Origin of the sequence: Komagataeibacter medellinensis NBRC 3288, from assembly GCF_000182745.2 — a bacterium.
Taxonomy (GTDB): Bacteria; Pseudomonadota; Alphaproteobacteria; order Acetobacterales; family Acetobacteraceae; genus Komagataeibacter; species Komagataeibacter medellinensis.
Genome location: NC_016027.1, coordinates 1,585,061 through 1,610,119 on the forward strand (window position 1 = coordinate 1,585,061; position 25,059 = coordinate 1,610,119).

Genomic DNA, 25,059 nt, shown 5'->3' on the forward strand with positions numbered 1-25,059 from the left:
CTGCATGCTGACCGAGGCTTTTCCTGCCCTGAAGCAGGATCAGCCTTTTTTATTCGTGGATTACAGGTCTCCTCAGGCCAGGACCGCTCCGATACCCTGCACTGCGCGACCACTACTGCGACACAGATCACCTGCCCAAACCCACCAACCCTCGCGCCGGACAGCACCCTGCGCTGCCTGTGCTACCGCAGGGCTGTCAAACAAGGCGAAACAGGTCGCGCCCGAACCGCTCATGCGCGCAAGACGGCAGCCCGGGGCTGCGCGCAGGACATCCAGCACGGTAGTGATTTCGGGGCATAGCGCACAGGCTGCATCCTGCAAATCATTGCGCTGTGCCGCGAGGTCGCGCACCATCTCAGCCAGTGTGGGCCACTGCGGCGGCAGGATGGCGCGCGGCGTGAAGACCGGTGCGCGGGTCCTGAACACCTGCGGGGTGGAGACACTCTGCCCGCAATTGACCAGCATCATGCCACAGGGCGGCAGGGCGGGTGCGGGGGTCAGTTCCTCGCCAATGCCTTCCATGCGGGCGGCGCGCTGGTCCAGACAGACCGGTACGTCCGCCCCCAGACGCGTGGCCAGTTCCATGAACGGCGCGCGCGCAATGTCCAGCGCCCAGACCTTGCACAGCAGTCGCAGCGCGGCGGCCGCATCGGCCGATCCGCCCCCGATGCCAGACGCCACGGGCAGTTCCTTGCGCAGTACGATATCCACATCGGGCAGTCGGGCCGCCACATCCGGCCCGACATGCGCGCGCAGGAGCGCGCCCGCGCGTACGATCAGGTTATCGGCGCAGTCATCGGCCTGCAGGCCGGGGGCAAACGTGCCCTCTATGCGCAGGCCAACCTGTCCGCCTCGCCCGCTACCCTGGTGCAGGCGCAGTTCATCCGCCGCACCGGCAAATACGGCCAGACTATCGAGCAGGTGATAGCCGTCATCCCGCCGGCCCGTGACATGCAGGTACAGGTTGATCTTCGCATGAGCCATTTCGTGCAGGGAGGACATCAGTGCTGGGTTCCATTTGCCGGTGGGTGAGAAGAGGCGGGCACAGCCGCTGGTTTAAGGTCAGCCGGAAGCACCATGCCCGGATGCGCTGCGTTGGCCTTCCATGCGCGGGCATAGGCCAGTGCTGCCGTGATCTTGCGATGGTCCATGGGATCGGGCTGGAACTGGATGGCGTTCTGCCATTCATTCACCGCCTCCAGCCTGCGCCCCGCCATCCAGTACGCAACACCAAGATGGTAGTTGATGGCGGGGTCCTGGGGCATCTGCTCGGCCGCCTGTTCCAGCAGGGGCAGCCCTTCCGCCACATGGCCCAGGCGCATAAGCACCCAGCCCACACTGTCGCGTATCTGGTTGTCGGCTGGGGCAAGGGCAAGGGCACGGCGCAGGTAACTCTCGGCCATGGCCGGGTTCTCGCCATGCTCGACCATGGAATAGCCAAGGTAGTTCAGCAGGTCCGCCTCGTTAGGGGCAAGCTGGAGCGCCTGCTGGATCAGGGCGCGCGCCTGCGGCCAGTGGTTCTGCCGCTCCTGCGCGATCGCCTGCCCGAAAAGCAGCCGCCAGTCATCGCCTTCAAGTCTATGCGGGGTCAAGGCGGTGGCATGGCGGTAGGCATCCAGGGCTTCCGCCCATTGCTGCTGGTCCAGCAGGGCATCGCCCAGGCTGCTCCACAGCATGCGGTCGCCGGGCGCATCATGCAGCAGGTCACGCAGTTCCTGTGCTGCCTGTTCCTTGTGGCCCATCACCAGGTCCAGGTCGGCCTGTTCGGTGCGATAGACGGGCAGGAACGGATCATCAGCCGGGGCGCCGTCCAGCGCCGCGCGGGCCTGACGGTCCTGCTTGCGACCATGCAGCATGGAAGACAGCAGGAGGCGCGCCTCCGAATCCGCCGGGTCAAGCACCAGCGCCATGCGCAGCATCATCTGCTCGGTGCCGCGCAGGGTGCCCACTTCCGCCGCAATGTCGGGCTCATGGTCATCTTCCGTGCCGTCATGGGCATAAAGCTGCTGGTCGATCAGCAGGCCCACCAGTCCGTAAGCCTGCGCCAGGCCCTGCACTGCATGGGTCACGACCGGACGGTGGATCATGGCCATAATGCCGGAACGCGCCGCTTCCAGCACCGGCATGGCGGCGACACGCTGGTTGACCAGCGCCTCGGCCGCCGCCTCCTGCCCCTGCCCCACAAGCCAGTGCGCCATGACCAGCGCGGTAAACAGGTCTCCACCCGCCATGCTGGTGGACTGGCGGAAAAGCGTATCCGCCTTCATCTGCTGGCCGGCAAGCTGAGCGATCAGGGCGGCGTGCACGGTATAATAGCCGCCCAGCGTATGATCCTCACGCGCATGATCAAGAGCGGCCAGTGCTTCATCCGTCCTGCCGGCACCCTGTAGGGCCCAGCCACGCAGCAGCGGGCGCAACAGGTTCATGATCGGATCATCCGGCGCATTCTGATAATGGGCCAGCGCACTGTTCCACTCCCCCGCCAGGGCTGCGGCATTGCCCATGACAAGGTCTGGCATGACCCCGCCGGGCTGGGTGCTGGCCAGGGCGTTGGCCTCCGGGCTGCCCGCCATGATGCTGTAGAAGAAGGCCCGCTCGCCAAACAGACGATAGGCAGGGGCAAGATGCGCCGCAGCGGTGAAGGCGCGCGCGGCCTCGGCATTGTCGCCTTCGCTGGCGGCAACGCTCCCCACCAGCAGGCTGGTGGCCAGATCCTGCCGCCCGGCATGGACGATGGGGTCATCCGGGGTGGCCGCGTGCATTTCCCGGTTGGGAATCCCGGCCAGCAGCGGTACAACAAGGGCAGCCACGACCATGCGTGACAGACAAGGTAAAAGCATGACGCCAAAATCTACCGCGTGCGGCGTTCGCTGCCAAACCCTGCGCATGAAGACAGGGCACCTTGAGGCAGGACGGCACGCGCCTGCATTACCTGTACTGGTGCGGGGTATATCCATCCGATGACTGATTCCCTGTCCCTCTTGCGCCTGTATGTGGAATGGGGCGCCGATGACGCACTGGACAGCCACCCGCATGACTGGATGGCGCAGGACGCCATAATACACAACCGCGCACCGGTGCCACAGCCCCCCCCCATACAGCCAGATGGGGAGAATGGACATGGCAATCACCGCCCCGCTGCGCCACCTGCCCGTGCTACGGCTCCCCGCCCTAACGCCCCTGTGGTGGAACAGGCCGTGGCACAGGCCCGCGCGCTGGCGCAGGCGGCGGGCACGCTGGCGGAACTGCACGCAGCCATCCGTGGGTTCGGTGCATGCTCCCTGCGCGAGAGCGCAACCCACAGCGTTGGCGTGGAGGGACCACAAGGCGCGCCGCTGATGCTGATAGGCGAGGCCCCGGATGCAGATGAAGACCGCAGCGGCCACCCCTTTGCGGGGGAAAGCGGGGCGCTGGTCGATGCCATGTTCGCCAGTATCGGCATTGCGCGTGACAGTCTGCTCCGCGCCCCGGTCATTCCCTGGCGACCACCGGGCGGCAGGCCCCCCTACGAGGCCGAAACCCAAATCTGCCTGCCCTTCATCCAGCGCGCCATAACCCTTGCGCGCCCGGCGCATGTCATCCTGATGGGCAACCTGCCGGTCTCCCTCCTGCTGGGTGGGGGCGGCACGGCGGCACGATTGCGCGGCCGGTGGCGCAGCCTTGCCCTGCCGCCACCGCCGGGCACGCATGATGCGGCCGCCGTGCCGGTACTGGCCATGCGCCACCCCCAGCAGTTGCGTGCCAGTGCGACCGCGCGGCGCGATACATGGAAGGACATGCTGCTGATACGTGAAACACTGGGGAACATGACTACAAAATCATAAAGGGTATTAACATAATCATTCCTGTATATTAGCATTCGATCCTATAGATAATCGTTCCTGTCCCAGCATGTGTTCCAGCACCCTGCACAATATTTCCTTCATCTGTTCTGAAAACTTATTTACCAACACGATCTGAATTATCTATTGCTTTCTGTTTGCGCAGCGCTTAAATCCCCATCGCCATGCGAGGGACAATCAATACCCCCCATCACGCAGTGACGGCCTTTCTGGCTGGTGCTGCTTTTCTGGCAGGAGCCGCGTTCGCGCCGCTGCGTGCCCAAACAGTGGAAACCGGCAGGGTGGATCAGGATCCCACCCCCCACGGCGACCATAACGAGGAAACGGCACTCGCCCTTCCACGCCTGCCCGCGCAGGGTAATGTCGGGTTGCCGCGTCCGCTCTCACCAGAAGATGTCGGCCATATCCGCCGGGTGTTCCGCCTGCAGACGGATGGCCGGTTTGACGATGCGATCCGCGAGACCGCCGCCATCCACGACGATGTGCTGCTTGGTGACATTCTGGCGGCACGTTACCTCAACCCCGCCTACCACCCCAGTGCGGGGCAGTTGCGGATGTGGCTGCGTACCTTCTCGGGGCTGGCTGATTCTCCAGCAATCTATTCCCTGCTGTCCACCATGCCCAACAGGGGTGGTCCGCTACCGCCCGCCCCCGCCAATACTGCGCTGGACAGCACACGTTCCCCCCAGCATATCCACCTGCCGGAGGAAGATGACCCCTCCCTGCGCGTGTTTACCCGCAACAGCCTGCTTGACCATGCTGTACGCGAACGTGCGGCGCAGGGGGCAAAGGGCGCGCGCAGCGCCCTGCACCTGATTGCCATGACGCCGGGCGTGAATGATCTGTATGCCGCCCACCTGCAGGCGGAAATAGCCATGACCATGTTCAGCAACGGCGAAAACCGGCTGGCCCTGTCCATTGCGCGTGAAGCGTTTGAAAAATCCGGCCAGCGGCTGGGCCTGGCCGGTTACGTGGCCGGTCTTGCCGCTTGGCGGCAGGCCCGGCCCGATATGGCCGAACCGCTGTTCGAGGCGGCTTCCCGCGCCAGCCTGACACCGGGGGGCATCCGCGCGGGCGCTGCCTACTGGGCCGCACGCGCCCACCAGGCCACGGGAGATACCGCCGCCTACCAGCCATGGCTGCACCGGGCTGCGGCAGCTCCCCATACCTTCTATGGCCAGCTCGCCTCACAGATCCTGGGCCTGCGCCGCGCGCCGGGCAACAGGCCGGGCAATACGCCCAATACCATCGCCCCCGCCAATGCGCTGACACTTGCCACCGAACGGCTGGACGTCCATGCAGGTAGCCCGGTCCTGGGTGAAATCGACATCGAGGCCGTCGCCGCCACCCAGATGGGACGCCGCGCCTTTGCCCTGCTGCAGGTAGGTGAGCGTGACCGGGCGGAGGCCACGCTGCGCCGCATGTGGCCCGATATCCAGAATGATGCGGCGCTGTGCCACTCCACCCAGATGGTGGCGGATGCCATGGGGATGAAGGCGCTTTCCTCGCAAATGCTCACGCTGATCGACACCAACGAGAGCGAACACGATACCCACGCCTCCCGTTTCCCGCTGCCACCCCTCCAGCCCGAGCATGGCTTCCGCATGGACCCGGCTCTGGTCTATGCACTGACGCGGCTGGAATCCAATTTTGACAGCAACATCGTCTCGGGTTCCGGCGCGCACGGACTCATGCAACTGATGCCGGTCACGGCCGATTTCATCAGCCATGAGAAGGATCACTTCACCCGCCACCCGACCGCGCTGCATGACCCGGCCACCAATCTGGATATTGGGCAGCGTTTCGTACTCTATCTGGCGAAGCTTTCCACGCAGGCTGATGGCACGCATGTACCGTCCGGTGGGGACATGATCCGCGTGCTAGCCAGCTACAATGCCGGTCCCGCCGCTATTTCGCGCCGCAGCGCCACCATGGCGGAAGATGAAGATCCTCTGCTGTACATAGAAAGCCTGCCCTATGGCGAGACACGGGAATACGTGCGCCGGGCCTTTACCTATCTGTGGATCTACGCTGACCGACTGGGCATTGCCGCACCCTCGCTCGAGTCACTGGCCCGCAATGAATGGCCGGGATTCGGGGCGGAAATCGCCATGGCGGACCACACAAACCACACCATCCACTGATCAGGCCCACACAGTAACCTCGGCCCAAAGGGGCGCATCCCAGCATGGATGCGTTCTTTGGGGCGTGATAACGTCTTGTCCACAGATCAGAAAGACGTTTTTGGTGAAGCCTTTTTGAAAAAAGGCGGCACCCAAAAACTTCTGGTCGTTTCAGACAGTCCTTCAGTTTTCTGCCAGAAGCTGGCGACTGGCCTGCACGCGTACGACGCGGCGACCTTCCATTTCCAGCACCTCGAACAGCCAGCCAGAGAACACCACCTTGTCCCCCTTGGCGGGCACGCGCCGCAGAAGGGCCAGCACCAGACCCGCCAGCGTATGGTAACTGCCTTCCGCCGGCAGATCGGACAGGCCGAGGCGGTCCTTGACCTCGTCAGCGGGCATGGCGCCATCAAGCACCAGCACGTTATCATGCCCCAGACGCTGCGGCGGTGTGCTACCCGGCTCATGCTGTTCACCCACAATGGCGCCGAACAGGTCGGAGGAGGTCACGATCCCCTCAAACGACCCGTACTCATCCAGCACCAGCGCCAACCCCAATGGCGAGGCCCGCATGCGCTCGAGCATATCGAAGGCAGAAAGCGTATCAGGCACCGATATGGGGTGGCGCAGCCCGATCTCGACCGAAGGGCTCTTGCCATCAAGGAAACGGTCCAGCATGTCCTTGGCCAGAATAATACCAACGGGATTGTCCACGCCCCCCTCACACACCACAATGCGGGAATAGGTAGTCGAACGCAGAACCTGTAGCAGTTGTGCGCGCGGGACGTGGCGCTCAACCCAGCACAGTTCGGTACGCGGCGTCATGATGGCGCGCACGGGGCGTTCGGCCAACCGCAGCAGGCGCTCGATCATGTCGCGCTCCTCCTGCTCCAGCACCCCCGCCTGCGCCCCTTCGGCAATGTAGGCACGCAGTTCTTCAACCGATACGGACTGCCGGATCGCTCCCCCTACACCCATGAGCCGCAGCACCAGTTCGGATGAACGGCCCAGCAGCCACACCACCGGGCGCGTGGCCCACGCCATCCATTCCAGCAGCAGCGACAGGCGGGCCGCGATCAGTTCGGGCTGCTGCAGGGCGATCTGCTTGGGCACTAGCTCACCCAGCACCAGCATGACGGCGGTGATGGCGCTGACCACAAGGAACATGGCCAGTTCATCGGCAATGGAGCGCAGGGCAGGCACATGGGCCAGCCAGTGGCTGACGCCAGCCTCTATGCTGTTACCACCAAACGTACCTTCCAGAATCGAGACCAGGGTCATGCCGATCTGGACGGTGGGCAGGAAGCTTTGCGGGTCTGCAGCCAGCCGCAGGGCACGGTCCGCCCCCTTGGTGCCGTTGCGCGCAAGAACGGCAAGCCGGGCCCGCCGGGCGGAAATCAGGGCCAGTTCACCCATGGCAAACAACCCGTTGAGCAGGACAAGACCCAATATGACAATAAGTGAGACAACCATGATCCCACGATCCTACAGCATAATTGTCCGCGCGGGCACACACCGCACAGGGGCCAATAAAGGAAAAGGCGGGACAAATGCCCCGCCTTTCCCATCTTCAGTATGTATCTGGCAGTCTGAACGTCAGGTTCAGTCGGCTGCATCCGCGGTTTCGGCCGGGGCCGATACCCGGTTCACGCGCGGTGGGGCCGCTGGCTTTTTGCGGGCGGCAAGCTCCGCCATTTTCGCATCCACATGCTGGGTAAACACGTATTCGGCCGGGCGCTGGTTAGCCAGCGAGATTTCCGGCGCCATCGGCTTTTCCGTCTCCGGCCCAAACAGGGCAACCTTGGCAATATGCCAGGGGCGACGGACGGCATCCATGACCGCCGTGGATTCGTAGCCCGAATGGACCATGCAGTCGGCGCATTTTTCGTAATTGCCGGTGCCGTAGGCATCCCAATCGGTATCGGCCATAAGCTCTTCAAAGCTCTTGGCATAGCCTTCACCCAGCAGGTAGCACGGACGCTGCCAGCCAAAGACGTTACGCAGCGGCTTGCCCCACGGCGTGCAGTGGTACTGCTCGTTGCCCGCCAGGAAGTTCAGGAACAGCGGCGACTGCGTGAAACGCCACTTCTTGCCCTTGCCCAGGCGGAAGATGTCACGGAACAGCTGCTTCGTCTTCTGGCGGTTCAGGAAGTGTTCCTGATCGGGCGCACGCTCATAGGCATAGCCCGGTGCGGTCATGATGCCATCGACCCCCATGGCCATCACTTCATCAAAGAAAGTGGCGACGCGCTTAGGGTCGGCCCCGTCGAACAAGGTGCAGTTGATCGACACGCGGAAACCGCGAGCCTTCGCCTTCTTGATCGCAGAGACGGCACGTTCGTACACGCCATCCTGACAGACCGAGGCATCATGCATGGCCGGGTCGCCATCAAGATGCACATCCCACGAGAAGAACGGGTTCGGCTCGTAATCGTCCATCTTCTTTTCAAGAAGAAGGGCGTTGGTGCACAGATACACGTACTTCTTGCGGGCGATCAGTCCGCGGATGATGTCGGGCATTTCCTTGTGCAGAAGCGGTTCACCTCCAGCTACGGCAATGACCGGTGCGCCTGCCTCGGTATCGGCATCCAGGCATTCCTGAAGGGTCATGCGCTGGTTCAGGATCTGGGCGGGATAGTCGATCTTGCCGCACCCGGCACAGGCCAGGTTACAGCGGAACAATGGCTCGAGCATAAGCACGAGCGGATAACGTTTGCGCCGCGTGATATGCTGCTTGACAACATAGGCACCAACGCGGACTGCCTGCATAATAGGAACGGCCATGAAACCTCTGCTCCTGCACCGGCCCAACCGCCGGTCTCATATTTCAAGTCTGGTAGGTCGGACTATGGACACATCCACCTACGAGAAAACAAGCCCAACATCGCCCAGCCGTGCATATAGAGCATGCCGAGGTTGCGGACTTGTACGACACATGAAGCCTTTCGGAAGGGTATAGGACAGAAACTATCCTGTATTCAATTGCTATTGGCTTCGGTGTGGCCAATTAACAACAGTCAGAGAATTAGAGACTGTATTTACACGCTTAACCGGAGTAACACATCGCGATTACGCTACGGTCGCCATGGTTTTCATGCCATGAGCCATTCATCACCGCCGGAGCAGCCTGGTGCCGGTCCCGATCCCGGAACCGACTGGCCAAACCGAAACCCGGGCTGGTTCCTCCCCGCAAGGGACTAAGGGCCAACACAGAATAACGGACGCGAACATCATGGACCAGACCAAACCCGCGATTCCCACCCTTGGTCGCTACCCGCAGCTTGACCGAGTCCGGGCCCCCCATGACATGCGCAACCTTTCGGTGGAGCAGCTGAAGCAACTGGCGGACGAACTGCGCGCCGAGACGATTGATGCCGTCTCCACCACCGGCGGGCATCTTGGCGCGTCGCTGGGCGTGGTGGAACTGACGGTCGCGCTCCATGCCGTGTTCGACACGCCCGATGACCGGGTGATCTGGGATGTGGGCCACCAGGCCTATCCGCACAAGATCCTGACCGGGCGGCGCGAGCGCATCCGCACCCTGCGCCAGCCGGGCGGCCTTTCGGGATTCACCCGCCGTAGCGAGAGCGAATACGACCCGTTTGGCGCGGCCCATTCCTCGACCTCCATTTCCGCCGGTCTCGGCATGGCCGTGGCCCATCACCTGCGCGCGGAAGAAGACCCCGCCTACCGCGAACGCAATGTGATTGCCGTGATCGGCGATGGCTCGATCTCGGCAGGCATGGCGTATGAGGCGATGAACAACGCGTCGCATTGCGGTCCGGGGGCCGAGCGCCTGATCGTGGTGCTCAACGACAACGAAATGTCGATCGCCCCCCCGGTGGGCGCGATGTCGAACTACCTTTCGCGGCTCATGTCCTCGCGCAAGTTCCTTTCCTTGCGCGAACTTGCCGCCAAGATGGCCAAGCGCCTGCCCGGCCGACTGGAACGCACGGCGAAGAAGGCGGATGAATACGCACGCGGCATCATGACCGGCGGCACGCTGTTCGAGGAACTGGGCTTCTATTATGTCGGCCCCGTTGACGGCCACGACATGAACCAGCTGGTCCACATCCTGCGCAACCTGCGCGATGCCGAGGATGTCGGCCCCGTGCTGCTGCATGTGATTACCGAAAAAGGCCATGGCTACACCCCGGCCGAGTCGGCAGGTGACAAGTATCACGCCGTCTCCAAATTCAATGTCGTGACCGGTGAGCAGAAGAAGGGTCCGTCCGGCCCGCCCAGCTACACCTCGGTCTTTGCCAAGGAACTGGTGCGCCAGGCCGCGACGGACGACAGGATCGTCACGATCACCGCCGCCATGCCGTCGGGCACGGGGCTGGACAAGTTTGCCAAAGCCTATCCCGATCGCTTTTTTGATGTGGGCATTGCCGAACAGCACGCCGTGACCTTTGCCGCCGGTATGGCGACCGAGGGGCTGCGCCCGTTCTGCGCCATCTATTCCTCCTTCCTCCAGCGCGCCTATGATCAGGTGATGCATGACGTGGTGCTGCAGAAACTGCCGGTGCGCTTCGCCATCGACCGCGCGGGCCTGGTGGGGGCCGATGGCGCAACGCATGCGGGTTCCTTCGATATCGCCTACCTTGGCTGCCTGCCCGGCATCACGCTGATGGCGCCGAGCACCGAGGTGGAACTGATGCACATGACCGCCACCGCCATCGCGTTTGACGAAGGCCCGATCGGCCTGCGTTACCCGCGTGGCGCCGGGCTGGGGCTGGCGCTGCCGGCAGCGGGCGAGGTGCTGGAGATCGGGCGCGGGCGAATCGTGCGCGAGATGGCGCGCCAGTCCGGGCCGGAACAGGGTGGCATTGCCATCCTCTCGCTTGGTCCCAGGCTGGAACATGCGCTGAAAGCCGCCGACATGCTGGCCGCGCACGGCCTGTCCCCCACCGTGGCCGACGCCCGCTTCGCCAAGCCGATCGACACCGCACTGGTCGAACAGCTGGCGCGCAACCATGCCGTGCTGATCACCATCGAGGAAGGGTCGGTTGGCGGGTTTGCAAGCTTTGTCATGACCCATCTGGCCAAAACCGGCCTGCTGGACCGCGTGCGCTTCCGCCCCATGACACTGCCCGACCGCTTCATCGACCATAACACCCAGGATGCCCAGTATATCGAGGCAGGGCTGGATGCGGCGGCCATCACCAATACCGCCCTTGAGGCGCTGGGTGTCGGAATCAGCATGACGCAGCCCTTGCTAAAGACCGCAAACGGACCGAAATCATGAACATTATGAAACATGTCCTGAAAACCACGTCGCTGGCGCTGTGCGCCAGCCTGATGGCGGCACCGGTCGTCCCTGCCGTCTTCCCCATCCATGCGGCGCATGCTGCCAGCGCATCTGACACACAGGTGCAGGAACCGATCAAGGCGCTCTATGCCGCCCTTGACCGTATCCAGGCCAAGGGGGCCGGTTCGTTCGAGCAGCGTTCCCAGATCCTGGCCCCGGTCATCGACCATGCCTATGACATGGAGACCGTACTCGCATCGTCCATCGGCCCGCGCTACGCGACACTGCCCGCTGACCAGAAGCAGACCCTGCTGGCAACATTCCGCCAATTCACGATTGCCCGCTACGTATCCAGCTTCAAGCCGGGCAGTGACGCACGCTTCACCATCGAGCCTGCCGTCACCCCCTCACCGGTTGGCAATGACCGCATTGTTGTAACGCGCATCGGCTCCTCTGATGATGCAAACGGCACCGAAATCAATTACGTAATGCGTTCGGGTGCGAAGGGCTGGCAGATCGTTGATGTGCTGCTCAATGCCCATATCAGCCAGGTCGCGGCACAGCGTGCTGATTTCAGCTCCGCGCTTTCGGGCGGGAATGTGCAAAAACTGACAAATCTGTTACAGAAGAAAATCAAGACGTTTGCGGAAGAGTAATCGTACCCTTCCCTTACGCCCTGTTCTGATTCGCTCCATACGCGGGACCTTGCCGGAAAGATAATGTCTGTTCTCAACGCTCTTGTTTCACCCGCCGGACTGGCCGCAACCGTTGCGGCTGCCGGGTGCATGCAGGCAGCGCTCGGCACCGTTCTGGTCTCGCGTTTTCGCTGGCAGGAAGCACGGGTGGACCGGCAGGTGCCCATGCCCCCCGTATCCGTGCTCAAGCCACTGCATGGTGATGAGCCGCTTCTGGAAGAAGCGCTGGAAAGCTTCTGCACCCAGGACTATCCGCAGATGCAGATCGTCTTTGGCGTACAATCGGAAGATGATGCGGCAATTCCTATCGTGCACCGCCTGATGGAACGCCACCCGGCGGTGGACATGAAACTGGTGGTTGACGCCACCTTTCACGGGGTCAACCGCAAGATCGGCAACCTGATCAACATCATGCGTGAAGTGAAGCATGATGTGCTGGTCATTTCCGATTCGGATATCCATGTGGCGCCTGATTACCTGCGCCATGTAGTAGGTGCGCTGGTACCAGCCGATGTGGGGCTGGTCACCACGCTCTATGCTGGTCTGCCTGCCTCCTCCACCGTGCCGCGCCTGCTGGCCGCGTGCCAGATCAACCACAACTTCCTGCCCGGCGTCATGCTGTCGCGCTATCTGGGGCGGCAGGACTGCCTGGGCGCCACCATGGCGCTGCGCCGTTCCATGCTCGACGCGATTGGCGGGCTGGAAGCTCTGGTACCACATGTGGCGGATGATGCGATCCTCGGTCGCTATGTGCGCGACCGGGGCAAGGACATCGCCATTGCTGCGTGCATGACATGGACCACGGTGGGTGAAACCTCGATGCGTGAGGTGCTGGCGCATGAACTGCGCTGGGGCCGTACCGTCAAGACGCTGGAGCCTGCGGGCTATGCGGCGTCCGCCATCCAGCTGCCACTGTTCTGGGCCAGTGTTGCCGTGCTTCTGGCGCCACATGCCGCCTGGACGTGGTTCTTCTTTGCCGGGACATGGGCATGGCGGGGCATATGTTCCTTCATCCTGGACCGGGCACTGGCGCAACGCAGCCTGCTGCCATTGCTCCTGCTACCCCTGCGCGACTGGATATCGGCCGCGATCATGGTGGGCAGCGTAACCGGCACCCGGGTTGCCTGGCGCGGACAGACCATGCATGTCACACCTCATTCGGTCATGACATCGCGGTCACAGCCGGCATCGCCCCGTGACTGACCCGCCATGGGCAGGCTGAACCTGCTTTGAAAAACCAACCTTGTAGTTAATAAGAACGGGTATAAGGGAACCCCACTTTCCCCGCCAGAACCCGAGGATACGCGTAGCATGATGAAAACCCTGTTTCTCCAGCCGCCTTCGTTTGACGGATTCGACGGTGGGGCCGGCTCCCGCTATCAGGCCAAGCGGGAAATCAAATCGTTCTGGTATCCGACATGGCTGGCACAGCCTGCCGCCATGGTCGAGGGCAGCCGCCTGATTGACGCGCCGCCCGCGCGCATGGGCATGGAGCCGATCCTGGAAGACGTGCGTAACCGCGACCTTGTCATCATGCATACCTCCACCCCGTCCTTCGCTTCGGACGTACGCGTGGCCCAGATGCTCAAGGACGCGAACCCGAAGGTCAAGATCGGCATGGTCGGCGCGAAAGTGGCCGTACAGCCGGAAGAAAGCCTGCTCAACGCCCCGCCGGTCGATTTCGTGGCACGTAACGAGTTCGACTTCACCATCAAGGAAATGGCAGAAGGCCGCGAGTGGAAAGATGTCGATGGCATCTCCTGGCGCGATGCGGACGGCAAGATCATCCACAACCGCGATCGCGCGATGATCGAGGACATGGACAGCCTGCCGTTCGTGACCGAAGTGTACAAGCGTGACCTGAAGATTGAAGATTACTTCATCGGTTACCTGATGCACCCGTATATCTCGATCTATACCGGTCGTGGCTGCAAGTCGCGCTGCACCTTCTGCCTGTGGCCGCAGACGGTAGGGGGCCACCACTACCGCACCCGCAGCCCCGAGCATGTGGCCGCTGAAATCCGCCTGGCGAAGCAGTACTTCCCGCAGGTGAAGGAATTCTTCTTCGACGATGACACCTTCACCGATGACCTGCCGCGCGCCGAAGCGATTGCCAAGGAACTGGGCAAGCTGGGCGTGACATGGTCGTGCAACGCCAAGGCCAACGTGCCCCGCAAGACGCTGGAAGTGCTCAAGGCCAACGGCCTGCGGCTGCTGCTGGTCGGTTACGAGAGCGGCAACCAGCAGATCCTGCACAACATCAAGAAGGGCATGCTCGTCGAGACGGCGCGTGAGTTCACCAAGAACTGCCACGAACTGGGTATCAAGATCCACGGCACCTTCATCCTCGGCCTGCCGGGCGAAACGAAGGAGACCATTCAGGAAACCATCCGCTTTGCCACCGAGATCAACCCGCACACCCTGCAGGTTTCACTGGCAGCGCCCTATCCCGGCACGTTCTTGCACAAGCAGGCGACCGAGAATGGCTGGCTGGATGAGAAAAACGCCGAACTGATCGACGATAACGGCGTGCAGATCGCACCGCTGCACTACCCGCATCTGTCGCACACGGAAATCTTCCAGAGCGTGGAAGAATTCTACCGGAAGTTCTATTTCCGCGCGCCGAAGATCGCCTCGATCCTGAACGAGATGGTCCGCAGCCCGCAGATGATGAAGCGCCGCCTGCGCGAAGGGGTGGAGTTCTTCCAGTTCCTGCGCGAACGCCGCGCCGCCTGATCTGGCTGCCTGCGATTACACCCATGCCGGGACCTTCGGGTTCCGGCATTTCTTTTTTCATGCCATCCGGTTTTCCATCATGAAGCGCGTCATCATATCCGCCGATGATTTCGGCCTGTCCGAAGAAGTGAACGAGGCGATCGAGATCGCCCATCGGGACGGATTACTGTCAACCGCAAGCCTGATGGTATCGGGACCGGCGGCAGCTGACGCCGTGCGCCGTGCGAAAAAACTGCCGGACCTGCGGGTGGGGCTACACCTGGTTGCAATCGAAGGACCGGCAACCCTGCCGCCTGCCGATATACCACTGCTGGTGCCGCAGGACGGACAGTTCCCTTCCGACCAGTTGAAGCTGGGCGTGGAGTATTTCTTCCGCCCCGCCGTGCGCCGGGAACTGGCAGCCGAGATCGAGGCCCAGTTCCGTGCCTTCAGCGCAACCGGCCTGGCGCTGGACCACGCCAACGCACACAAGCACATGCACCTGCACCCCACCGTGGGGCGTTACATGATTGAAAGCGGCCTGCGCCACGGCCTGCGTGCGATCCGTGTGCCGCTGGAACCACCCCAGCCGCTTTACGCGGCAGGGACTTATGCCGATACGCTGGGGGATGCAGCCCTGCGCCGCTGGACCAGCCTGCTGCGCCACCAGGCACATAAGGCAGGACTGGTTACCAATGACTGGTGCTTCGGGCTGGCATGGAGCGGACATATGACGACCGAACGCGTCTCGGCCCTTGCCGCCCACCTGCCTGATGGCCTGTCAGAAATCTATTTCCATCCGGCCACGGCAAAGAACCAGTTATTACAGAAGCTGATGCCTACCTATGAGCATGAGGCCGAACTGCGCACGCTGTGCGCTCCCGGCTTCCGCTCAGGCCTGGCACATGCGGGGGCAACCCCCACGACATGGACGGACGTGGCCCGCGCACGCTGACGGGCCACGACTACATCATTTTTAGCCGAGGTTGGCCTGTACCCATGCCTTGAGCTGGCTCTTGGGCACGGCGCCCGACTGCTTGGCCACGGGCTTGCCGTCCTTGAACAGGATCAGGGTGGGGATGCTCTGCACGGCGTAGTCGTTAGGCGTGCGCTGGTTATCGTCGATATTGACCTTGGCCACGGTCATCTTGCCCTTGAATTCCGCACCGATTTCATCAAGTGCTGGGGCAATCATCTTGCACGGGCCACACCATTCCGCCCAGAAATCAACCAGAACCGGCTCCTTGGACTCCAGCACCAGGGTCTTGAACTGGTCGTCGCTTACGGCAATCGTATTTTCGCTCATCACTCAAAAACTCCTTTCGTGGCGGTGGGGTAACCGCCCGTGTTGTGCTGACATGGCCATGACGGGGCATGGGGTCAAGCCTGCGCGGCATCCTTCATATCGGGTGCATACCTGTCCAGCAATGCAGCAGGCAGGATGTCAACCCGCACGCCCTCCGTCCAGACCAGCGCGCAGACAACCTGCCGTCCCGGATACACCCCGCGCAGCAGCGCCCGGTAGGCCGCCATCTGCCGCAAGTACAACACCGGTGTCCTGTCAATGCTTTCAGGAGGGTGCCGGTTCGTCTTGAAATCGCACACCGTAACCGTATCGGCACCCACCGCCATACGGTCCACCTGCCCCACGATCACCTGCTGACCTACAACACCAGCCAGCGGCTGCTCCGCGCGGCTACCCGGCGCGAACAGGGCGGCAAGTTCGGGCTGGTCCATGATGGCCAGCACCTGCGCCACCAGTTCACCCCGCTGCCCGGACGCAAGACCAGCCGCCGGGCGGGCAAGCCAGGCTTCGGCCAGTTCCGCCCGTGTGTCCACGGGGCAATCGGGCAGGTACTGCAGCAAGGCGTGGGCCAGTTGCCCACGCTGCAGCGCACGGGCGCGGCGGGCCAGCATATCCGCCCGGTCACGCACGGTACTGGCCATGACAAGGGGCGAACGCACGGCGGGCTGGGAGCCAAGGGCTACGTCATCAGGTCGGCTGGGTGCGAGCGGGCGGGCCAGCGGCCCTTCCGCCACCGGCATGACGGGCCGCCACAGGGGGGCATGGCCCATCCAGTCCGGTAGCGCCAGCGTTCGTGCCTCCATGCCCTGGCCATCCGGGACCGGTGTGGGGGTCGCGCGGGCCACCGGGCTGGCGGGCAGTTCCTCCAGCACCAGCATCTCCTCTTCCCAGCCCAGATCAAATGGCCGAGCCACAGCGCCCGCGCTTTCAAACCCCTGCCGGCACAGGTCGTACCAACAGCCATCGGGCACGCCACGGCCCGGCTCCCACCCACATACCACCAGCCGGTCACTGGCGCGGGTCAGGGCAACGTAAAGCAGGCGGTTATATTCCTCCGCCGCATTCAGGCGGATCTTTTCCTGCAGGGATGCCGTCACATCCGTGCCCAGTTCGCGCCGAGGTACCCAGATGGGTATGTCCAGCCCGGTTGCGCTGTCAGTCTCCCACAGGATGTTGGTGTCGGAACGCGGGGCGGCAATGGTGTCGGGCAGGATGACAAGCCGCGCCTGTAACCCCTTGGCCCCATGCGCGGTCATGACGCGCACCATGTTGGCCGAGGCATCCGGCTCATGGCGCACGGTCTCGTCCGATGCGTTGAGCCAGTGCAGGAATCCCTGTAGCGAGATGGCATGCGCTTCCTCAAAGCGCAGGGCGGCGGAGAGCAGTTCATCCACCGGCTCCACCGCTTCCGGCCCCAGGCGGGCCAGCAGCCGCGTACGCCCCCCCAATGGGCCAAGGGCTTCGGCCAGAAGCTGATAGGGGGTGGCGTAGTCCACCTGTCGGAACAGGGTATTGAGCACATGCCACGCCGCCGCCCAATCCGGCCGTTCGGCATGGCGTGCGCGCAGTACCGCCCACAGCGGCTGACCATTGCGCCCGGTAGCGAGCGGCATGAGTGCTTCATCATCCAGCCCACCAATGGGCGAGGTCAGGACACAGGCAAGGGTCAGGTCATCCTGTGGCAGCAACAAGGCCGCGCACAGCGCCATCAGGTCCCGCACAGCAAGCTGGTCGGTCAGCACGGTGCGCACCAGGGTCGCCACCGGCACGTCATGCGTTTTCAGCGCCCGGATCAGCGCGCGGACAAAGGCGGAACGACGTGGCACAAGGATCAGCACATCACCCGGCGCAAGCGGTGCCTCCCCCGGTGGAGGCGCTTTTTGCAACTCGCCCGCGATCCAGCCTGCCAATGTATCGGCCAGGCGCTGCTGGGCGGTGGACTGGCCCGCATTCTGGCGCGGCGCCATCCACGGGCTGACATCCGTCTCGCTGGCTTCCGCCGGTACGGGGGGCCAGATTTCCACCCGCCCGCCCTGTCCCGGCCGGGCGGTGACATGGGCGGGAATCCCGCCTTCGGGTTCGACCACGCCACGGGCGGCGGCGGGATTGGCAAATACGCTATCGACCAGATTCAGTACCGGAGCGGTGGAGCGGAAGGAGACGGTCAGCGCCGGTTCGCGCCACAGGGCCTGCACATCCCCCGCCCGCCTGCGAAAGCGCTGCCGCCAGGCGCGGAAAGCTTCCGGGTCCGCACCCTGGAAAGAATAGATCGACTGCTTGTAATCCCCTACCGCGAAGATGGTACGCGGGCAGCCTTCATCATCATGCATGCTTTCACCAGCAAAGAATTCGGCGGTCAAGCCACCGGCAATGGCCCACTGGTCGGGGGAGGTATCCTGCACCTCATCAAGCAGCAGGTGATCGATGCCGCCATCGAGCTTGTACAGCACCCACGCCGCCCCCGGATCATCCAGCAGCTGGAGCGTGCGGTCGATCAGGTCATCGTAATCGACCATGCCCTGCGCACTTTTACGCGTGGCGTAGCGTTCCAGCACCGGCTGGGCCACGGAGAGCAGGGCGCAGGTCAGTTCAAACACCGTAATGGCACGCAACTGTCGGTCAATGCCGATCACGCGCGTGGCTTGCGCCATAAGCTGGTCAGCAAGTTCAGGACGCTCGGCCGCCAGTTTGGCATTCAGCCCCCCACGCTGGCGGGGTTCGCCTTTCTGGGTCAGCAGGCTGGCACGCCATGTGGACCAGCCTGCCGCACGGGCCGCCGTGTCCTGTCCCAGCCATGCCAGCATGGTTTCGGCCTGCGCCCGCACGGTGGGCGAACCTTTCTGCGCTACAAACCGCAGGCCATCACGCAGGGCGTCCTCATCGGGAATAGTGGCGCAGGCATTATGCAGCACGTCCTCCGCATTGCGGCCCCTGATGCCCAGCAGACGCATCAGGGCAGCCTCTACCGTAGCGGGATCACTCTGCCAGCGCCGCGCCACGGGCAGAATACGGCGCGACTGGGCCTGCAGGCGGCCGATCAGGGTCGTAAACTCCCCCACCCCGATCTGGGCGGCCAGAATGGACACGGCCGGGCCGTCCTGTCCCACCACATCCTCCACCGCCGCGCGCTGGGCCAGACGGGCGTCGGTTTCCTCGATCAGGGTGAAATGCGGGCTGATCGCGGCCTCAATGGGAAAACGCCGCAGCAGCGACTGGCAGAAGGCATGGATGGTGCCAATGCGCATGCCGCCGGGCAGGTCGAGCACGCGGGCGAACAGTTCACGCGCCACCTGCCTTGTCTGGGCCCCAGTGGGCACCGACAGGCGGGCCAGTTCCATATCCAGCGCATCATCGGCCAGCATGACCCACTGACCCAGCCGGCTTTGCAGGCGGATGGACATTTCTGCCGCCGCCGCCTTGGTAAAGGTCAGGCACAGGATGCGCGCGGGATCACTGCCGGGCACACGGGTCATGACGCCATCGCGGTCGGGCACATCGCGCGGCAGCATGAGGCGCAGCAGGCGGTCGATCAGTAGCTTGGTCTTGCCACTGCCCGCCGAGGCCGAGACGAATACGGAAGCCTGCGGGTCGGATGCCTGCGCCTGGCTGCGGTTGGCCAGGCCGATAGCATCCACCATGCCTTCCCCTTTCATGACGGGTCGGTTCATCCGGCGGTCTCCTCGCGTGCGGCGCTCCATTCCGCCACCCGGGCCAGGTGGGCATAATCGGCAAAGCGCGGTTCCTCGCCGGGCCATGGATGGGACAGATAAGGCTGGTCAGGGCTGTCATAGGCCGCAACAAGGGTGCGCAGCCCATCACGACAGCGCGCGATCAGGTCGCTCAGTTCGGCCCCGCGCGCCACGTCCAGCACCTGGGCCGGCACATGGCCGCCGGTCAACCGCCAGTACACCAGTTCCGCCACATTGCCCGCCACGGGGGGTGGGAAACCACCACTTTCAATCATTGCGGCCTCCAGCACCAGTTGGGACTGCCAGCCCTCGATCACGCTGCGCCGCAATGGCAGGGTGCCGGTCTTGTAATCGAATAGGCTCAGACTGCCCTCACCATACAGGTCAATGCGGTCAGCCCGCCCGCGCAGGGTAAAGGGGCCGCCGGGAAGGTCGGTCAGCACCATCCGACCCGTAAGCTCCGTCAGCACCGTGCGCGGACCGCCAGTGGTGCGGCGCGCCTGCTCGGTCCGGGCGCACCATGTGGCAATCCGCTCCAGCCGTGGCCCCCACCATGCGGCAAGGGCCGGGCGCAGGTCGGCTTCACGCAGCACATCGGCAAAGACCGCCTGCATCTGCACGGCACCATCGGCGGGCCAGTCAGCAGGATGGGCATGGAACCAGCGTTCAAGGGCCGCATGCACGATCTGGCCGTAATCGGCGGCATCGGCCTGTTCCTCCAGATCCGCCAGCCTGTTCAGCTTCAGGATCCGCCGCGCATAAATGGCGTAAGGATCACGCATCCATGTCTCGATCTCGGTCACCGACAGGCTGCGCGGGCGCAGGCCAACCACAGGCCGCGGCTGTGGGGGGGCAACCGGAGTGGCCGCGCCCTCGGGCCGGTCAAGGCTGTCCAGCCAGCGCAGGGCGGGATGGGCGGGCAGCGCGTGGCCATGCCCGGCCAGATAGGCATCCAGCCGCACCAGCCAGCGCGCGGGCACCGTAGGCGCACCCTGCCGCCGCCCTGCTACCGACAGCACGACCTGTGGTGCCGCACACGCACAGGAGACGAAGTCATGCGCCGCCTGCCCGATCGCCCATTCTGGCAGGGGCAGGCCCACGCGCGTGCGCATGGGGCGGCTCATCCATGGCCCCGGATCGGTGGCGGGGGGCCATACGGTTTCGGCCAGGCCGCCCAGCACGATCAGGTCTGCCGTCTGTAGCCGGGCTTCCAGCAGGCCCCAGATGAACACGCGCGGGTGGACCGTGCCCGAGCGCCCGCGCAGCGCCCTGCGCCCCTGCACGCTCATACCCGCAAGCGAGGAGGCCAGCAGACCATCCAGCGCGCCCAGCCGGGCATCGGGCAGCACATCGCACCAGGCCAGCATCGCACTCATGTGCTGACCCAGCGCATTGCCTTCCTCACCCGCCCATAGGCGCTCGGCGCCATCGGCCGTATCCGTGGTGGCAAGGTTCTGCGCAACCTCGACCAGCGCGGAAAGCAGGGTGGAAACCGGCACCAGCGCACTGCGCGGCAGGGACAGAAGGGGACCGAAGGCAGTCTCCAACCGGGTCAGGAAGGCATTGATCTCCTCCGGTGCATCAGGTGCGTCGGCCATGGCGCCATGGGGGTCGTCTGCGGCCCGCACCAGCGCGCGACGCAGCCCCGTAATACCGGGCGGGGGGGCCGGGCCACGCAGGACCAGCCGCTCCAGCTGGCGGGCACTGGCGCGGCAGTTGCCCGGTGTCAGGCCACACGCCGCCAGCGGGTGCTTGATGACGGACAGGAGTGCAACCGGCCCAAGGCCACCATCAACCGCCTGCACGATCAGGCGCAAAAAGGCGGTCTGCGGTATGGCCAGCAGGCTTTCACCCGCGCTGTCATCGGCAATCACGCCCCAGCGCACCAGTTCCGTCGCCACGCGCCCGGCCAGCGCCCGGTCGGGGGTGACAAGGGCCGCACGCTGGCCAGGCCGTTCGAGGACCTGCCGCAGCACCATGGCGATGGCGGCGGCTTCCTCCTGTTGGTCGGTGCTGCGCAGCACCGACAGACCATCGGCCGCCACCGGCGCATCGGGCGCGCGCCACTGTTCCAGCGCATGGGCAGGCAGGAGCGCGCGCGCCAGCAGGCCCGCGCGCGAGGCCGGGCTGCTGGCGTTGCAGCCGGGGGGCAGGCTGTCCCACTGTTCCATGCTTTCACGCCCGATACCCAGTTCAGCCAGCATGCGGGCGGTACCAGCCTGCGGATGGTCAGGCGGCAGGCGCTGCCATACCGCCCCGGCACAGGCCATATCCACACCGGGCAGGACCAGCAGCCCGTCGGGCAGGGACAACACGGCACGCAGCATGGCGATGGTCGAAGGCACGGCATCGGCAAAACCGGCGGCCCATATGGGGGTGCCCGGCGGCGGGGGATGATCTTCCCACCGTTCTGCCTGCGCGTGCAGCAGTGCGGCCTGCCGGGCCACGGGGTTCATCACTCCCTGTTCCTCCAGCCATGCAGGCCACACGCTGGTCACGATGGAGAGGAACCTGAGCGTCTGGTGCCAGTGCTGGGCAAAATCACCTTCCGCCGCATGGGGCAGGCGTTCGCGCAGGTCGCATTCGGCCCATTCGGCCTCATCCATCAGGTCTGCCAGCGCGCGCGCCAGCGGCCAGGCCTGATCCACGCCCTGCACATCGCCAAACGCACGTCCCGCCTGCATGACCAGCAGGCTGAGCGTAGCCAGCCGCCGCACCGGGTCCACCGCTGGCGGCAGATCAAGCGCATTGCGGCCAGACAGGGCAAGCGCTGCCTCATCAAGGGCGGCAATCGGGGCAATACGGGGCAGCAGGATGGGGCGGCCATCGACCTGGCGCACGAACGCCTCGGTCAGGGCGCGGGCGGCACGGCGGCTGGGCAGCAGGATCAGGCCGGTGCCGCTGGCCTGCGGGTCATGCCTGGCCTGTTCAAGCCAACGGGCCGCGATCTGGTCCACAAAGGGCACATGTGACGGCACCATGGCCACGCGCCCCCGTGGGCAGGGACGTTCCCGGCTTCCGGTCATATATCGTTGTCCCGGTCCGGATTGAGGGCGGAATGCAGAACCTGCTCGGCGGCCGTGATGTCAGCCGGGCGGGAGAGATGGAACCATAGCGAATCATGCACGATCACCCCCAGTCGGCCCGCCGCCATGGCCTGGTCCCACAACCTGTTCATGCTGAACGCACCTTCAGGCGCGCCCGCGAACAGGGCGGGCGAGACGATCTGCACCCCGGTAAAGACATAGGGCGTGATTTCACCCGCACGCGGGCGGCGTGGGTTACCATGGGTATCAATGGCAAAATCGCCCTGCCCTACCTCCCCCACTGCCCGCGTCATGGCACCAAGCAGCAGCATGGCATCCATGCGCGCAGGATCAAAAGCCGCCGCCAGCCGCCGCAGGGCGGGCACGGGACCATTGAGCCACATACCATCACCATTGAGCAGGAAAAACGACCCCGACCCCAGCCGTCCCGCCCGCAGCGCAGCAGCGGCACTACCACCGGTCTCCAGCAGGGTGGTTTCAACCTGTTCGGTCGTATGCGGCCCCCGCCCGCTGGCGGCGCGCGCGCCCAAGGCTGCATGAATGGCTTGCGGCTGCCAGTGGGCGTTGACCACGACTTCGGGCACGCCCGCCGCCTCCAGCCGGTCCAGCACATGATCCATGATCGGCTGCCCCGCAACCTGCAGCAGCGGCTTGGGCACCTGCTCGCTCAGGGGTCGCATGCGTTGCCCCATTCCCGCTGCAAAAACCATGGCGACACGCGGCATGTCTACGCTCATGACTGTTCTCCCCTCCCCATATTGCCAAGCTGCGCCAACCGCGCGCCCCATCCCCCAAGCCGGGCCACACGTCCGCCATCCGCCCCATGCAGCAGGTGAATACGCAACGCATCCGGGGGGGCAAGCGTGCCAAGGCGATCAGGCCATTCCACCACAACAATGCCCTCGCACGCATCATCCCAGCCCAACTCAAACAGGGCGCCCGGCCCGTCCAGCCGCCACAGGTCGAAATGCGCGACCTCTGCCACCGGTGCATCATAGACCTGCACCAGGGTGTAGGACGGGCTTGGCACTTCCATGTCCGGGTCGGCGCACAGCGCGCGCAGCAGGGCGCGTGCCAGCGTGGTTTTGCCAGCACCGAGATCGCCTTCCAGCAACACGGCGTCACCTGCCGTCAGCAACCGCGCCAGGGCCTGACCCAGTCGGTGGGTGGCAGTTGTGTCGGATAGCGGAATTTCCAGCATGGCGCTGCCTTCTTCCGCCCTTGTGGGGTTGTCTTGCATTGGCTGATTGTGCCCCTGCCCCACCGCCATGCACAAGGGGGTTGCACCATTGCGGGCAACAACGCAAAACCGCAGCCAACATATGCCTTTGACCTGATGGATCGCGGGATGACAGAGCCGGACATGACCACCCCTTCCCCCACCCACACCACGGATGTGGCCATTATCGGCGCAGGCCCGGCCGGGCTGTTCGCCGCCTTTGAGTGCAGCATGCTCAAGCTGGGCTGCATCCTGATCGATGCACTCGATGCCGTTGGCGGCCAGTGCACGGCGCTGTACCCCGAAAAGCCGATTTATGACATTCCGGGTCACCCTGCCATTGAAGGCGGCGCGCTGATCGATGCACTCGACCGCCAGATCGCACCCTTTGACGTGCCCCGCCTGCTGGGCCGCCGGGTGGAAAGTCTGGAGGGCACGCGCGGCAGTTTTCGCCTGGGTACCAGCAACGGTGACACCATCCATGCCCATGCGGTCATCATTGCGGCGGGTGCTGGCGCATTCGGCCCCAACCGCCCCCCGCTGGAAGGGCTGGAAGCATTCGAGCGCAGTGGGGGCGTGCAGTATTTCGTGCGCCGCCGCGCCGACTTTGCCAACCGCGACGTGCTGATCGCAGGTGGAGGCGACTCGGCTGTGGATTGGGCGCTTTCCCTGCGCGAGGTCGCGCGCAGCGTAAAGCTGGTGCACCGGCGCGACCGCTTCCGCGCTGCTCCCGAAAGCCTGCGCCAGCTTGACGAAGCGGTGGCGCGCGGCGAGGTCGAGAAGATCATCGGCTACCAGCTGCACGGCCTGCACGGCACGGACGGGCAGCTTGCAGGTGTGGACCTGGCCACACTGGATGGCACGGTGCGCCATGTCGCGTGTGACCACCTGCTGCCCTTCTTCGGGCTGGCAACCGACCTTGGCCCCATCGCGCAATGGGGGCTGGACACTGTGCGCGGGACCATTCCCGTCACCCCCTCGACATGCGAAAGCAGCCTGTCCGGCATTTTTGCCGTGGGTGATGTCGCGACCTATCCCGGTAAGCTCAAGCTGATCTTGCAGGGCTTTAGCGAAGGGGCCATGGCCGCACACGCCATCCATCCCATCGTACACCCCGAAACCGCGCTACATTTCGAATATTCAACCAGCAAGGGCGTGCCCACCACCTGAAT

The 25,059-nt window shown here is 64.3% G+C and carries 17 protein-coding genes; 8 read left to right on the plus strand and 9 right to left on the minus strand.

Annotation, left to right across the window (positions count from 1 at the left end; genetic code table 11):
- Positions 1 to 72: 72 nt before the first annotated feature.
- Together GLX_RS07270 and GLX_RS07275 are read right to left on the minus strand one after the other, a co-directional pair.
- Positions 73 to 1,002 carry a 4-(cytidine 5'-diphospho)-2-C-methyl-D-erythritol kinase gene (locus tag GLX_RS07270; RefSeq protein WP_014105341.1) on the minus strand — a complete coding sequence of 310 codons (930 nt, stop codon included), beginning with the start codon at positions 1,000 to 1,002 and terminating at the stop codon, positions 73 to 75.
- Positions 1,002 to 2,840, minus strand: a complete 1,839-nt coding sequence (locus GLX_RS07275; protein WP_231850295.1) for a tetratricopeptide repeat protein — start codon at positions 2,838 to 2,840, stop codon at positions 1,002 to 1,004. The genes GLX_RS07270 and GLX_RS07275 overlap by 1 nt, the downstream gene beginning before the upstream one ends.
- Before the next feature lie 120 nt (positions 2,841 to 2,960).
- Between GLX_RS07275 and GLX_RS07280 the strand changes: the two genes are divergently transcribed.
- A complete protein-coding gene (locus GLX_RS07280) occupies positions 2,961 to 3,824 on the plus strand; it encodes a uracil-DNA glycosylase (RefSeq protein ID WP_014105343.1) in 864 nt (287 codons plus the stop codon).
- Between the two features lie 182 nt (positions 3,825 to 4,006).
- A complete protein-coding gene (locus GLX_RS07285) occupies positions 4,007 to 5,986 on the plus strand; it encodes a lytic transglycosylase domain-containing protein (RefSeq protein ID WP_014105344.1) in 1,980 nt (659 codons plus the stop codon).
- Between the two features lie 162 nt (positions 5,987 to 6,148).
- On the opposite strand, the gene GLX_RS07290 is transcribed toward GLX_RS07285, so the two are convergent.
- Entirely contained in the window at positions 6,149 to 7,438 is a 1,290-nt protein-coding gene (locus tag GLX_RS07290) for a hemolysin family protein (RefSeq protein WP_014105345.1), read from the minus strand.
- 129 nt (positions 7,439 to 7,567) lie between these two features.
- Complete coding sequence (gene hpnH / locus GLX_RS07295) at positions 7,568 to 8,749, minus strand: adenosyl-hopene transferase HpnH (RefSeq protein WP_014105346.1); 1,182 nt, start codon at positions 8,747 to 8,749, stop codon at positions 7,568 to 7,570.
- Positions 8,750 to 9,197: 448 nt separating this feature from the next.
- Between hpnH and dxs the strand changes: the two genes are divergently transcribed.
- From dxs to hpnK, 5 genes are all read left to right on the plus strand, one after another.
- Positions 9,198 to 11,213 carry a 1-deoxy-D-xylulose-5-phosphate synthase gene (gene dxs, locus GLX_RS07300; protein ID WP_014105347.1) on the plus strand — a complete coding sequence of 672 codons (2,016 nt, stop codon included), beginning with the start codon at positions 9,198 to 9,200 and terminating at the stop codon, positions 11,211 to 11,213.
- Positions 11,210 to 11,872 carry an ABC transporter substrate-binding protein gene (locus tag GLX_RS07305; protein ID WP_014105348.1) on the plus strand — a complete coding sequence of 221 codons (663 nt, stop codon included), beginning with the start codon at positions 11,210 to 11,212 and terminating at the stop codon, positions 11,870 to 11,872. Before dxs ends, GLX_RS07305 begins: the two co-directional genes overlap by 4 nt.
- Before the next feature lie 63 nt (positions 11,873 to 11,935).
- Positions 11,936 to 13,114, plus strand: coding sequence for a bacteriohopanetetrol glucosamine biosynthesis glycosyltransferase HpnI (hpnI, locus tag GLX_RS07310; protein WP_014105349.1), 1,179 nt, complete (start codon positions 11,936 to 11,938; stop codon positions 13,112 to 13,114).
- A 108-nt stretch (positions 13,115 to 13,222) separates the two neighbouring features.
- Positions 13,223 to 14,647 (plus strand): hopanoid biosynthesis associated radical SAM protein HpnJ, encoded by a 1,425-nt coding sequence (gene hpnJ, locus GLX_RS07315; protein WP_014105350.1) that lies wholly within the window; start codon positions 13,223 to 13,225, stop codon positions 14,645 to 14,647.
- A gap of 79 nt (positions 14,648 to 14,726) precedes the next feature.
- Complete coding sequence (hpnK, locus tag GLX_RS07320; protein ID WP_014105351.1) at positions 14,727 to 15,581, plus strand: hopanoid biosynthesis-associated protein HpnK; 855 nt, start codon at positions 14,727 to 14,729, stop codon at positions 15,579 to 15,581.
- A 21-nt stretch (positions 15,582 to 15,602) separates the two neighbouring features.
- Here hpnK and trxA read toward each other — a convergent pair whose 3' ends face one another.
- From trxA to tsaE, 5 genes are all read right to left on the minus strand, one after another.
- Positions 15,603 to 15,932 carry a thioredoxin gene (trxA, locus tag GLX_RS07325; protein ID WP_014105352.1) on the minus strand — a complete coding sequence of 110 codons (330 nt, stop codon included), beginning with the start codon at positions 15,930 to 15,932 and terminating at the stop codon, positions 15,603 to 15,605.
- A gap of 74 nt (positions 15,933 to 16,006) precedes the next feature.
- Positions 16,007 to 19,600, minus strand: coding sequence for a double-strand break repair helicase AddA (addA, locus tag GLX_RS07330; protein WP_041247256.1), 3,594 nt, complete (start codon positions 19,598 to 19,600; stop codon positions 16,007 to 16,009).
- Positions 19,597 to 22,647 carry a double-strand break repair protein AddB gene (gene addB / locus GLX_RS07335; RefSeq protein WP_014105354.1) on the minus strand — a complete coding sequence of 1,017 codons (3,051 nt, stop codon included), beginning with the start codon at positions 22,645 to 22,647 and terminating at the stop codon, positions 19,597 to 19,599. The genes addA and addB overlap by 4 nt, the downstream gene beginning before the upstream one ends.
- Positions 22,644 to 23,405 carry a nucleotidyltransferase family protein gene (locus GLX_RS07340; protein WP_014105355.1) on the minus strand — a complete coding sequence of 254 codons (762 nt, stop codon included), beginning with the start codon at positions 23,403 to 23,405 and terminating at the stop codon, positions 22,644 to 22,646. Before GLX_RS07340 ends, addB begins: the two co-directional genes overlap by 4 nt.
- On the minus strand, positions 23,402 to 23,869 hold the full coding sequence (gene tsaE / locus GLX_RS07345) for a tRNA (adenosine(37)-N6)-threonylcarbamoyltransferase complex ATPase subunit type 1 TsaE (protein ID WP_014105356.1): 468 nt from the start codon (positions 23,867 to 23,869) through the stop codon (positions 23,402 to 23,404). Before tsaE ends, GLX_RS07340 begins: the two co-directional genes overlap by 4 nt.
- A gap of 162 nt (positions 23,870 to 24,031) precedes the next feature.
- On the opposite strand from tsaE, the gene GLX_RS07350 reads away from it, so the two are divergent.
- On the plus strand, positions 24,032 to 25,057 hold the full coding sequence (locus GLX_RS07350) for an NAD(P)/FAD-dependent oxidoreductase (protein ID WP_041247699.1): 1,026 nt from the start codon (positions 24,032 to 24,034) through the stop codon (positions 25,055 to 25,057).
- Positions 25,058 to 25,059: the final 2 nt, after the last annotated feature.

What these genes read in the sequence shown, in the direction of transcription:
- trxA (WP_014105352.1), bottom strand. Translation starts at nt 15,932, where the DNA reads ATGAGCGAAAATACGATTGCCGTAAGCGACGACCAGTTCAAGACCCTG.
- hpnI (WP_014105349.1), top strand. Translation starts at nt 11,936, where the DNA reads ATGTCTGTTCTCAACGCTCTTGTTTCACCCGCCGGACTGGCCGCAACC.
- tsaE (WP_014105356.1), bottom strand. Translation starts at nt 23,869, where the DNA reads ATGCTGGAAATTCCGCTATCCGACACAACTGCCACCCACCGACTGGGT.
- GLX_RS07350 (WP_041247699.1), top strand. Translation starts at nt 24,032, where the DNA reads ATGACCACCCCTTCCCCCACCCACACCACGGATGTGGCCATTATCGGC.
- GLX_RS07280 (WP_014105343.1), top strand. Translation starts at nt 2,961, where the DNA reads ATGACTGATTCCCTGTCCCTCTTGCGCCTGTATGTGGAATGGGGCGCC.
- hpnK (WP_014105351.1), top strand. Translation starts at nt 14,727, where the DNA reads ATGAAGCGCGTCATCATATCCGCCGATGATTTCGGCCTGTCCGAAGAA.
- hpnH (WP_014105346.1), bottom strand. Translation starts at nt 8,749, where the DNA reads ATGGCCGTTCCTATTATGCAGGCAGTCCGCGTTGGTGCCTATGTTGTC.
- GLX_RS07305 (WP_014105348.1), top strand. Translation starts at nt 11,210, where the DNA reads ATGAACATTATGAAACATGTCCTGAAAACCACGTCGCTGGCGCTGTGC.
- GLX_RS07285 (WP_014105344.1), top strand. Translation starts at nt 4,007, where the DNA reads ATGCGAGGGACAATCAATACCCCCCATCACGCAGTGACGGCCTTTCTG.
- GLX_RS07340 (WP_014105355.1), bottom strand. Translation starts at nt 23,405, where the DNA reads ATGAGCGTAGACATGCCGCGTGTCGCCATGGTTTTTGCAGCGGGAATG.
- addB (WP_014105354.1), bottom strand. Translation starts at nt 22,647, where the DNA reads ATGACCGGAAGCCGGGAACGTCCCTGCCCACGGGGGCGCGTGGCCATG.
- GLX_RS07290 (WP_014105345.1), bottom strand. Translation starts at nt 7,438, where the DNA reads ATGGTTGTCTCACTTATTGTCATATTGGGTCTTGTCCTGCTCAACGGG.
- GLX_RS07270 (WP_014105341.1), bottom strand. Translation starts at nt 1,002, where the DNA reads ATGTCCTCCCTGCACGAAATGGCTCATGCGAAGATCAACCTGTACCTG.
- GLX_RS07275 (WP_231850295.1), bottom strand. Translation starts at nt 2,840, where the DNA reads ATGCTTTTACCTTGTCTGTCACGCATGGTCGTGGCTGCCCTTGTTGTA.
- addA (WP_041247256.1), bottom strand. Translation starts at nt 19,600, where the DNA reads ATGAACCGACCCGTCATGAAAGGGGAAGGCATGGTGGATGCTATCGGC.
- dxs (WP_014105347.1), top strand. Translation starts at nt 9,198, where the DNA reads ATGGACCAGACCAAACCCGCGATTCCCACCCTTGGTCGCTACCCGCAG.
- hpnJ (WP_014105350.1), top strand. Translation starts at nt 13,223, where the DNA reads ATGATGAAAACCCTGTTTCTCCAGCCGCCTTCGTTTGACGGATTCGAC.